11 protein-coding genes are annotated in these 10,647 nt (G+C 32.1%); 3 read left to right on the forward strand and 8 right to left on the reverse strand.

Features of this window, described 5'->3' with window-relative positions:
- Complete coding sequence (gene putP, locus CHAB381_RS08090) at positions 1 to 1,491, forward strand: sodium/proline symporter PutP (RefSeq protein ID WP_012109550.1); 1,491 nt, start codon at positions 1 to 3, stop codon at positions 1,489 to 1,491.
- On the forward strand, positions 1,488 to 2,726 hold the full coding sequence (locus tag CHAB381_RS08095; protein ID WP_012109551.1) for a DUF2130 domain-containing protein: 1,239 nt from the start codon (positions 1,488 to 1,490) through the stop codon (positions 2,724 to 2,726). The genes putP and CHAB381_RS08095 overlap by 4 nt, the downstream gene beginning before the upstream one ends.
- A 336-nt stretch (positions 2,727 to 3,062) precedes the next feature.
- On the opposite strand, the gene CHAB381_RS08100 is transcribed toward CHAB381_RS08095, so the two are convergent.
- The 8 genes from CHAB381_RS08100 to purB all read right to left on the reverse strand — a co-directional run bounded on the left by CHAB381_RS08100 (position 3,063) and on the right by purB (position 9,652).
- Complete coding sequence (locus CHAB381_RS08100; RefSeq protein ID WP_012109552.1) at positions 3,063 to 3,410, reverse strand: hypothetical protein; 348 nt, start codon at positions 3,408 to 3,410, stop codon at positions 3,063 to 3,065.
- 299 nt (positions 3,411 to 3,709) lie between these two features.
- A complete protein-coding gene (locus tag CHAB381_RS08105) occupies positions 3,710 to 4,597 on the reverse strand; it encodes a hypothetical protein (RefSeq protein ID WP_012109553.1) in 888 nt (295 codons plus the stop codon).
- Positions 4,578 to 5,555 carry a DUF3137 domain-containing protein gene (locus CHAB381_RS08550; RefSeq protein ID WP_049752846.1) on the reverse strand — a complete coding sequence of 326 codons (978 nt, stop codon included), beginning with the start codon at positions 5,553 to 5,555 and terminating at the stop codon, positions 4,578 to 4,580. The genes CHAB381_RS08105 and CHAB381_RS08550 overlap by 20 nt, the downstream gene beginning before the upstream one ends.
- A gap of 2 nt (positions 5,556 to 5,557) precedes the next feature.
- Entirely contained in the window at positions 5,558 to 6,505 is a 948-nt protein-coding gene (locus CHAB381_RS08115) for a DUF3137 domain-containing protein (RefSeq protein ID WP_012109555.1), read from the reverse strand.
- Entirely contained in the window at positions 6,498 to 7,538 is a 1,041-nt protein-coding gene (locus CHAB381_RS08120; RefSeq protein ID WP_012109556.1) for a DUF3137 domain-containing protein, read from the reverse strand. Before CHAB381_RS08120 ends, CHAB381_RS08115 begins: the two co-directional genes overlap by 8 nt.
- Entirely contained in the window at positions 7,535 to 7,693 is a 159-nt protein-coding gene (locus CHAB381_RS08795; RefSeq protein ID WP_012109557.1) for a hypothetical protein, read from the reverse strand. The genes CHAB381_RS08120 and CHAB381_RS08795 overlap by 4 nt, the downstream gene beginning before the upstream one ends.
- 4 nt (positions 7,694 to 7,697) lie before the next feature.
- Entirely contained in the window at positions 7,698 to 8,261 is a 564-nt protein-coding gene (locus tag CHAB381_RS08125; protein WP_012109558.1) for a LemA family protein, read from the reverse strand.
- A gap of 62 nt (positions 8,262 to 8,323) precedes the next feature.
- Positions 8,324 to 9,652, reverse strand: a complete 1,329-nt coding sequence (gene purB / locus CHAB381_RS08130; protein ID WP_012109559.1) for an adenylosuccinate lyase — start codon at positions 9,650 to 9,652, stop codon at positions 8,324 to 8,326.
- Positions 9,653 to 9,720: 68 nt separating this feature from the next.
- Here purB and CHAB381_RS08135 point away from each other — a divergent pair, with 68 nt between their 5' ends.
- A complete protein-coding gene (locus tag CHAB381_RS08135; RefSeq protein WP_012109560.1) occupies positions 9,721 to 10,635 on the forward strand; it encodes an RluA family pseudouridine synthase in 915 nt (304 codons plus the stop codon).
- The last annotated feature ends 12 nt before the right edge of the window (positions 10,636 to 10,647 follow it).

Here is a 10,647-nt window from a genome sequence, read left to right on the forward strand (position 1 = left end):
ATGAGCCTTTGGAGTTATGCGGCAATCGCCATATATTTTGGAATTTTGATTGTTATAGGAAGATATTATTATAATAAAAACGCAAATATGAGCGAATATTTGCTTGACAACCGAAAATTAAGTCCGCTTGTTACCGCGCTTTCTGCAGGAGCTTCCGATATGAGCGGCTGGATGCTTCTTGGAATGCCCGGAGCTATTTATGCAACAGGAATTTGCAGTATTTGGATTGCCATCGGACTTACAATCGGAGCTTGGGCAAATTATAAATTTTTAGCCAAAAGACTTCGCGTTTATACGGAAGTTGCGAGCGATAGTATAACAATTCCGGATTTTTTGGAAAATCGTTTCAAAGACCGCACAAAGACACTTCGCATAATCTCAGGTCTTTTGATTTTGGTATTTTTTACAGTTTATGTAAGCAGCGGAATGATTGCAGGCGGAAAAACCTTTAATAGTTTTTTTGGCCTTGATTTTGCCGCAGGCGCTATTTTAACCTTGGCAATTGTAGTTTTTTACACATTTTTCGGCGGTTTTAAAGCAGTCTGTATAACGGATGCGCTTCAAGGAACTTTGATGTTTCTGGTGCTTATTTTGATACCTATAGTTTCATATTTAGCTTTAAATATTCCAAGCGACAGCTCATTTTTTAACGAAGTTGCTAAATTTGATAACAATCATCTTGATATTTTTTACAATCAATCATTTTTAGGAATTGTAGGACTTCTTGCATGGGGTTTCGGATACTTCGGACAACCTCACATTATCGTGCGATTTATGGCAATACGAAGTTCGGCTGAACTTGAAAGCGCAAGGAAAATAGGAATTTCATGGATGGCTCTGGGACTGCTTGGCGCAGTTTTGAGCGGTTTGATAGGTTTTGTATATTTCAACCAAACAGGAGCGCCTTTAAAAGACGCTGAAACCGTATTTTTGGATCTGGGCAAAATTTTATTTCACCCGTTTATTGTCGGAATCATTATTTCAGCAGTTTTAGCTGCTATTATGAGCACGATTTCAGGACAACTTTTAGTTAGCGCAAGTTCTGTTACAAATGATTTTATTTTCGCATTTTATAAAAAAGATGTAAGTCCTAAAACGCAAACCTTAATCTCTCGCTTTGCTGTTGTCGTAGTAGCCGTAGTCGCCACAATTTTAGCGTTTCTTTCAAACGATACGGTTTTAAATGTCGTTGGAAATGCATGGGCCGGATTTGGCGCAAGTTTCGGACCTGTGTTGCTTTTTTCTCTGTATTCCAAAAAAATGTCCGCACTTTCAGCTTTAGTTGGAATGCTGGTTGGCGGAATAAGTGTAATTGCATGGATTGGTTTCGGACTTTCAAGCGTGGTTTATGAGCTTTTGCCAGGATTTGTATTTTCAAGTTTGGCGATATTTTTAGTAAATAAATACAATGTGGTTTTGGATAAAATGGCGGACGAACCGAAAAGTGCCGAAATTTCAGCTGAATTTGAAAAAATGAAAGGCAAAATTTGAGCGAAAAAATAAAATGCCCTAAATGTGGAGCACAAATCGATATAAATGAAATTGTAGAACAAAATTTAAAGCAGGAATTTAACGCAAAATTTTTGGCTTTAAAAGCCAAATTCGATGAAAAATCCGCAAAATTTGATGAAAATTTTAAAAATGCCGTTGCTGCGGAAATTGCTAAACAAACTCAAATTTTAAATGCAAAAAACGCGCAGGATGCAAAAAATTTAGAACAAAGTTTAAAAGCAAAAATTGAAGCTGAAAATTTAGCTAAAAATGAAATTTTAAAACGCGAACTGAATGAAAAATCACAAAAAATAAATGAATTAAATAAAATCGCCGCCGAAAACGAAGTTTTAAAACGCCAAAATAGTGAAATTGAAACTAAAATACAGCTTGAAAGTGAGAAAAAAATAAACGAAATTCTTAACGTTGAAAGAGAAAAAATTTCAAAACAAATCAGTGAAGAAAATGAGCTTAAAATGCGTGAAAAAGATGAACAAATAAGCTCAATGCAAAAGCAAATCTTTGAACTTAGCAGAAAAGCTGAAATCGGCTCTCAACAAGCGCAAGGTGAAGTACAGGAAATTGCCATTGAAGATATTTTAAAAGAAAAATTTCGCTATGATGAAATCATCCCAGTGCCAAAAGGTGTAAATGGTGCCGATTGTGAACAAATCATTATTGCTGACGATTTCAGCAAATGCGGCAAAATTTTATATGAAAGCAAGCGAACGCAAAGCTTTGGCGGCGACTGGATAGAAAAATTTAAAAAAGATATGACGGAAGCTAAAGCGGACGCAGGAATTTTAGTAACCAAAACCTTGCCGAAAGGCGTAAGCAATATTAATTTTATAGAAGGCGTATGGGTTTGCTCGTTTTCAGATTTTAAATGGCTTTGCGAAGTTGTGCGCCAAAATTTAATAGAGATAAATTACGTAAAAAAAGCCGGTCAAAATGTCGAAACAAAAATGGGTTTGGTGTACAACTACTTAATTTCAAATGAATTTAGAGCGCAAATGGAAAATATCGTTCACGCATTTATAGACTTGCAAGATAGTCTTACAAAAGAGCAAAATGCGATGAAAAAGATTTGGAAAAGCCGCGAACTCAGCATAGAAAAGGCTCGCGATAATGCAATTGCAATGCATGCAAAATTAAGAACTATCGCAGGAGCTGAAATAAGCGATATAGATGAAATTTTACTGGAAAATGTCGTAGCAATTGAAAATAAAGAGTGAACTTTATAAATTTTATAAATAAGCGCATATATTTTAATGAACCGAATTTTGTTAAAATTTAACTTAGTTTAGTAGAGAAATTTAAAGTGTAATTGTAAAATGCCTTATTTATGGAATGTAAAATAATAAAAAAGACACCAAAAAACATTTTATCTAACTTTTTTAAACTTTTGATTACTTTTGATTACTTTGGATATCAAGTGTCGATTTTATGGAAGTTTGCTTTGATTACTTTTGATTAATTTTGATTACTTTTTCAAACTGTTGGTTGCAGAGGATGGATTTGAATTGAGCTGTTTAAAATGCGCTATATAACAATTTTAAATGATTATAAAATTAAAAAGGCACCAAAAAAGACACCAAAATAAAAATGCTAAAATATTTTTTTGTAAAATTATTCGCTATCACTAAAATAAAGATGACGCATTTTTTTAGTATGGTTAATCCGTCTCTGCATTTTGCATTTTCAGTTACCCATTTTTTTAAAATATCAAAATCTTTTATGATTTCCAAATTTAAATATTTATCTACAAAATCGTCATAAAAGACACATCTTAAATTTTCTCTGAAATCACAATATTCATCCGTATTTTTGTATTCCTGCTCCATAAATAAACGTGGCGGATATAAACTCGAACTCACTAAATAATCGCTTATATCGATTTCAGGTGTATTATCATCCATTTTTTACCGCCTTTATCTATTAATTTTTTATATTTAAAACTTCAAACATTATACCGTTTTTCAGTAAAATTTCACTTTCCTGTGTATTATGTGAAATTTCAGAAATATCTATTTCATTTCCTTTTGTAATAAGTTTTAAAGATTATTATATAATTATTGTTTAATGATATTGCGAAATAATGTATATATAATTATTTGTTTTTAAAATTTTTCATGAGAATTTTACAGCATTTTCAAAAACCGGCTTTTCTAAACCATCTCATTTTATAATGAGTTTATCGAAATAAAATCTAATTTTTCTACATTTGATTAAAAATTTCCATCATAATTTTTAAATTTTGCTCAAATTTTGCATTTTTACTCTTTTGTTCGCGTGAATTTTTACTCTCAGCTTTTAAAATTTCACTGTTTTCAACGGCGATTAAAATTTTATCTTTTTTAAGATATAGCGAAATTTCGCATATAAAATTTTCAAGCAAAATATTTAATTTAGATGCAATTTTATTAAAAACAGAAACTGCTTTTTGTTCATCGTTTGAATAAATTTCAAAGACATCATTTACACTTTTTAACATTTTCAGATTTGTAACGGCAAAATTTCCTTTTGTTTTTATAATCATTTCAAAATTAAAATTTTTTCCTTTAAACTCGCCCAAAAAGCCGTTAAATACGATATCAGCATTATTTACAGCGGGCAAAATTTTACTTGCAACGGAGAAAAATTTATAAACGCCGAAATAGGCTTTTTCTTTTTTATAATTTCGTATTAAGACAGCATCGCCGAATTTCACGCTTCCTGTGCCGAATTCGCCGGAAAAATGTTTGTTGGATTCCAAAATATTTGCCGCACCTTTAAATTCGCTGAAATCATCAAAATCTTCAATAAAAAATCCACCGAAAGGTTGAAATAAAAGTCCTAAATTTCCAGCAACCGAAGTTAAAAATTCATTGTCGAAATTTTCATTCATTTTAGCTTCAAAATCTTTACAAACCGCATTTTTGGCGACAAAAAGTAAAACAATTAAAGTACAAAAAATAAGCAAAACAACTAAAGTGTTTTTAAAACCGCCGACTAAAAAGAACAAAATCAAAGCAAAAATAAGTAAAAAAATATATAAATTCATAAGTTTTTTCTCTTTTGTTTCAAGCAGCTTTTTTGCCTTCATCTCATAACCGGTTAAGCTCATCTTCACCTCCGTAAATCCAAATTTTTTTATTGAGTTCAAGCGTTTTTATTATGCCTATGACAGCCAGAATTTCGCGCTTGATTTCGTTGATATTTTTCCTGTTATTCACGCTTTTTAACATATTCGGTTCGAAACTATCGCGGTTTTGATTGAAAAACATAAACACGCGATCATTTTTAAAACTCATTCTAAAATCATGTCTTGCAAATTTTGCGATTTTTGTCAAATTTTCCATAAATTTTGGCGTTAAAATGTAATTTGCATTTATCTTATCGTCCGTAAAAACATCGAAAATTTTATTAAAATCCGTATTATCCATCTTTATTTTTTTAAGTTTGAAATTTTGAAAATTTATAAGCTTTTTTGAAAAAATGCGTGTATTCGAGTTTATCGCGCGATTAAAATTCGCTTCAAAAAACAGCCCGTAAAGAAGGCGCTTTTTTCGCAACGAAAAATTATACCCGAAAAACAGATCTTTAAGAAAATTATATTTCATATCGCTAAGAACGATATCGCTTAAGCTAAAACGCACATTTGAAGCTGTGCCTCTTATAAAATCATTTCCTTCCTGTACGTCAAATCCGCTGCTAAAAAGCTCACTATAAATTAAATTTAGCGCGTGCACGTGACCGTATTTTTCATATTTGAAACCAAGCTGCTTTATAAACGGTTTTAAAACAGCGTCTTTATAAGCGCTGCGAAAATCGCGCAAATCATAACTTATAGTGTCGACTGAAAATTTAAAATATCCGTGCACAATGATATAAGCTACGATACAAACCACGTAAAACATAATATTATTATCGCTCGTAAAATCCAGCTCTTCTTTGCTGATAGTGTAAAAATATACACAAAACCGTAAAAACCAATATATTAAAATAGCTGAAACAGTGATATAAGCAGCAAATTTCAAAACCAAATTTTTACGACGTTTTTCAAGCTTCAAAATTTCACTCATTTTCAGGCTATCCATATTTTCGTATTTAATCCTAAAATTTTAACAATATCTAAAAATGCGTTCAGATCTTTTTTTATCGTTTTATCAAGATTATTTGTAATGACTTTTTTATCTACATCGGGCTCGAAACTGTCATATTCTCTATCAACTCGTATAAAAATTTTAGTACCTATAAAACTTATCGCGATGTCCGATTTCATCTGCTTTTTTAAAAGTAAAATTTTTTCCATTAAACTTGGAGATAAAATATACATCGCGTTTTGTAAATCATCGCTAAATACAAAAAATTCTCTATTAAACTCCGTGTTATCCATATTTATTTTATTCAATCCTTCAGTTCCGGCACTACTTGGATTTGAAACTACCAAAGTATGAGAGTTTATTCGCTTAAAAAAATCTGCTACAAAAAAAATACCTTTAAAAAGTGTATCTTTTACATGATAATCATATCCGTCGCTTCTGCCAAGCATCCAGTTGAAAATTTCATCGTTTTCTCCATTTCGCGTACTTTCATCCTGCAGAATCAAATCGGAAAATTCAAAATGCACGCCGTCAATATCGCCTGAAATTTTATCATTTCCGTTTTGAAATGAAAAACTTGGAAATATGCGAGACGTTATAATGTCAGTGGCATTTACAAATCCCCAAACGTCATATTTAAAACCAAGTTTTTTGACATACGGCGCGATATACATATTTTTATATTTATCTCTAAATTCTTTACTTCCTTTTTCTTTTAAATTTTTAAAAGTAACACTGTAAAAAATATAAAAGACTCCTATAAAAGCTAAAAAATACATAAAAGCAATGCCTTTGCGCGAGTCAAAAAATATTGGAAGAATACACTGAAAAGACAAAATTCCGCCACTAAACGCCGCTAAAATACGATAAATTTTATATTTTGCAATTATGGATTTTCTAAGTTTTTCAAGTTTTAAAATTTCATCCATTTTCGGCTTCCGTTTTAAAAATTTCAAGATTTAATTTTAAATCTTTTATAATATTGAAAAACACTTCAAGGCTGAATTTATAAGTGGCGTAAATAGTACTGATATCGGTAAGCTTTGTATCCAAATTGATTTCAAAATTATCTTCTTTGTTATCAATGAAAATATAAATTTTATTGCCGACAAAAGCCGCATCGATATAATAACTTACATTATTGGAAAGCCATAAAAAACGTTCCATAAAATTTGGGCTTAACAGATAAAAAGCGTTTATTTCATCGTTTGTATAAATTTTAAAACGATTGTTAAAATCCATGTTGTCTATTTTTATACGCTTTCCGACAGGTTTTGCATAATCTGAGTTTGCCACAATCGTATGAGAAGTGAAATTTTTATAAAAATCCGCAATAAAAACGATACCTTTAAAAATAGTAACCTGTTTTGTATTGCGTCCTTCTCTTCTAATCTCGGTATAACTTACATCGCTCATTTTAAATTTTACACCGTCAATTTTACCGCTTATTAAATCGTTTCCGTCAAAAGTTCCGCCGTTCAGTTTAAAAACTCTGGCTTTGCTGAATTCGTTTTCGCTGATATGCATATGCGGAATATAAACAAAATGCGGATTTATATCTTTTATTATTTTTGAAACGACTTCAGCTTTAAATTTTGACCTGATACTACGCGTAATTGCATCTTTGCGCCAATTGTAAAAAGCAAATGCGCCAAATAAAATAAAACTTGTATACTCGCCGACATGATCCGATTTACTATTTAAAATCAACCATATAATAAATGAACCGAAAACAATTAAACAAAATAATTTTAATTTTGCAATTTTCGCATTTACTCTTTGGCGCTCTTTTTCTAAAAGTGCAAGGCTGATTGATGAAATTCCTGCAAATTTCGGTGAGTTTTCATCTATTTTAGAGTTTTTTGATAAATTTTTAAAATTTTGAGATTGATTAAAATTTGGTGAATTTTGATTTGTAAAATTTTGTGAGCTTTGAACGTTTCCCAAATTTTGCTCATTCATTTTTTACCTTTAAAAATTCGCCACACACTTACTCCAAAAACTATAAAAAACGAAGTGGTGGCGATCATAAAACCTGTTATATCGTGCTCTTTCCACATTTTATAAGATAGAAAAAGCACGAAAACAGATCCAAGTAAAAACAGATAATTTTTCAAAATTCTACTTTTTGAAAAGTTCGCTCACATTTGGCGTAGTTTTTTCACTATCGCTCGCTTCGAAAAATTCACGTTTTTCAAAGTTAAAGAGCGAAGCTACAATGTTTGTAGGAAACATTTCGCAAGCATTGTTATAATCCATAACGCTTGAGTTGTATGCGCGTCTTGCCGCACTTAATTGTTCCTCGACTTCAGTCAAAGTCCTTTGTAAATGAAGCACGTTTTCATTAGCTTTTAGATTTGGATATGCCTCAACCGCTACAAAAATTCCTCCAAGCAATTTTGAAATTTGATTGTTCAGCTCGAATTTTTCTCCGTTATTTTTAGCAGCCATTGCCAAATTTCGAAGTTCCGTAACCTTTTGTAAGGTTTCTTTTTCGTGAATTAGATACTCTTTTACGGCAGCTACAAGATTTGGAATAAGATCATATCGCTTTTTTAACTGTGTATCAACGCCTGCTGAAATATTGCTTACTTGATTTTTCTTTGCTACAAGAGTATTATAAATACTGATGATTGCTACAATCACGATAACTAAAATAATCACAATGATTAAAAATGTATTCATTTTTATCCTTTTACTTTAAAATTTCATATGTTTTAAAAATCTGCACGTCATTTTAAATTCCGCTATTTAAAAACTCGCGCAAAAATGTTGTCTACATTTTTTGTGTAGTAGTCATAATCGAAACACGCTTTTATTTCAGCTTCGCTTAAATATTTTTTCAAATCCACGTCGTTTAGCAAATTTTGTAAAAATAAACTATGACATTTTTCGTCTATCGCCTCTTTTCCATCTTGCAAATCGCCCCAAACTTTCATAGCATTTCGTTGTACGATTTTATAAGCGTCTTCACGAGAAATTCCTTTTTTAGGAAGTTCCAAAAGTATCCTTTGAGAAAACACAAGCCCACCGGTAAGATTCAAATTTTTCATCATATTTTCAGGATAAACAAGCAGTTTTTCAATAAGTCCTGCAAGTCTATTTAGCATAAAATCAGCCGTTATAAACATATCCGGTAAAATAAATCTTTCAGCCGAGCTATGACTTATATCTCTTTCATGCCAAAGTGCGACATTTTCAAGTGCAGGTGCAACAAAGCTTCGCAAAATACGACATAGTCCTGTTACATTTTCACCAAGTACAGGATTTCTTTTATGCGGCATAGCGGAACTTCCCTTTTGTCCCGGGCTAAAAAATTCTTCAGCTTCGTAAATTTCAGTGCGTTGAAAACTTCTTAAATTTACAGCAATTTTTTCACAACTTGCCGCCAAAATCGCTATCGCGCTTACAACTTGCGCGTAACGATCTCTTTGGATAATTTGATTTGAAACAGGAGCTGGAGTAAGATTTAAAATTTCGCAAGTAATTTCTTCAAATTCAAGCGGAGCGTGGGCAAAATTTCCCATTGCACCTGAAATTTTACCTGTTGAAATTATATTTTTGGCGTGATTTATAAGCTCTAAAGAGTGTGAAATTTCATCATACCAAACGGCCAAAACCAAACCGAAAGTTATAGGTTCTCCGTGAATTCCATGGCTTCTGCCGACCATAAGCGTTTTTTTATGCTCCATAGCACGAGTTTTTATCGCTTCCATTAGGCGCGTGATATCTTTTATTATAATTTCAAGACTGTCTCTCATTTGAAGTGCTGTCGCCGTATCAATGCAATCGCTGGAAGTCATTCCGTAATGTAAAAATCTACTTTCATCGCCCAAATTTTCGCTTACGTTTGTAAGAAAAGCTATAACATCGTGCTTTGTGGTCTTTTCTATCTCATCAACTCGCGCTGTATCGAATTTGGCATTTTTGACAATTTTTTCGCAATCATCGTCATTTATAAAACCAAGCCTATTCCACGCTTTTACAGCAGCAAGTTCAACTTTTAGCCAAGCGGCGTATTTTGCTGTTTGCGTCCATTTGTCACTCATCTCTTTTCTTGCGTATCGTTCTACCATTTTTTACCTTTTTTTAATGAAATTTTATATAAATTTAGGGAATTATTTTATCGAAAAGTGAGTTAATTTTGCCTTATATTAAAAAATTTTTATGTCGTGCCGACGGCAAGCGCGCCTTTGAAATTCTAATAAATTGCGGATTTTGTATGAAAGATTCACAGCGCTTAATCGACAAAAAACGAATTTTTTGCGGACCGGTTTCGGTAGACACTAAAAATGAAATTTTAAACGGCGAAATTTTTATGATTGATTATGAATGTATGTCGCGCGGAATCTATCCTATTTTTGAAAATGACGATTTTGCTGTTTTTGATAAACCAAGCGGTATTTTATCTCATCCAAACGGCAGACATTGCGAATATTCGCTTTGTGATGAAATTTGGACGCTTTTTGGCAAAAATGCAAATGTGGCGCATAGGCTTGACAGAGAAACCAGTGGACTTTTAATAGCAAGTAAAAATCCGAAATCGGCAGACGAATTAAAAAATATGTTTGAGAAAAAGACGGTGCAAAAGATATACTTTGCGCTTGTTTCAGGACGCGTTAATGAAAATTTCATTTGTAACAAACCGATCGGCAAGGCTTATTCGGACGATGAAATCGGCATAAAAATGAGAATAAGAGATGATGGAAAACCGGCTATTACGGAATTTTATCCTTTAAAATTTTATGAAAATATAGGCGAAAGCGGTGCAACTATTATAAAAGCAATTCCTAAAACAGGGCGTCAGCACCAAATTCGTTTGCATTTGTTTCATATGAAACATAAAATTTTCGGCGATCCGCTTTATGGACTTGAAACATATACCGCAGAAGCAATTATGGATAAAAAATTAAGTATTTTTGACAGAGTGAAATTTAGCGGTGCAACTAGGCTTTGTCTGCACGCAGCTGAAATTTCATTTGAATTTAAAGGTGAAAATTTTCACATAAAAAGCAAAATTGATTTTGAAAAAGAATTTTTAAATGCTACAAAAATTTAAAATTTTATTTCG

It is taken from the genome of Campylobacter hominis ATCC BAA-381, from assembly GCF_000017585.1.
Classification (GTDB): Bacteria; Campylobacterota; Campylobacteria; order Campylobacterales; family Campylobacteraceae; genus Campylobacter_B; species Campylobacter_B hominis.

Bases quoted from the DNA above. Each gene is read 5' to 3' on its own strand.
- CHAB381_RS08125 (WP_012109558.1), bottom strand. From the start codon at position 8,261: ATGAATACATTTTTAATCATTGTGATTATTTTAGTTATCGTGATTGTA.
- CHAB381_RS08550 (WP_049752846.1), bottom strand. From the start codon at position 5,555: ATGAGTGAAATTTTGAAGCTTGAAAAACGTCGTAAAAATTTGGTTTTG.
- CHAB381_RS08105 (WP_012109553.1), bottom strand. From the start codon at position 4,597: ATGAGCTTAACCGGTTATGAGATGAAGGCAAAAAAGCTGCTTGAAACA.
- CHAB381_RS08100 (WP_012109552.1), bottom strand. From the start codon at position 3,410: ATGGATGATAATACACCTGAAATCGATATAAGCGATTATTTAGTGAGT.
- CHAB381_RS08115 (WP_012109555.1), bottom strand. From the start codon at position 6,505: ATGGATGAAATTTTAAAACTTGAAAAACTTAGAAAATCCATAATTGCA.
- CHAB381_RS08120 (WP_012109556.1), bottom strand. From the start codon at position 7,538: ATGAATGAGCAAAATTTGGGAAACGTTCAAAGCTCACAAAATTTTACA.
- putP (WP_012109550.1), top strand. From the start codon at position 1: ATGAGCCTTTGGAGTTATGCGGCAATCGCCATATATTTTGGAATTTTG.
- purB (WP_012109559.1), bottom strand. From the start codon at position 9,652: ATGGTAGAACGATACGCAAGAAAAGAGATGAGTGACAAATGGACGCAA.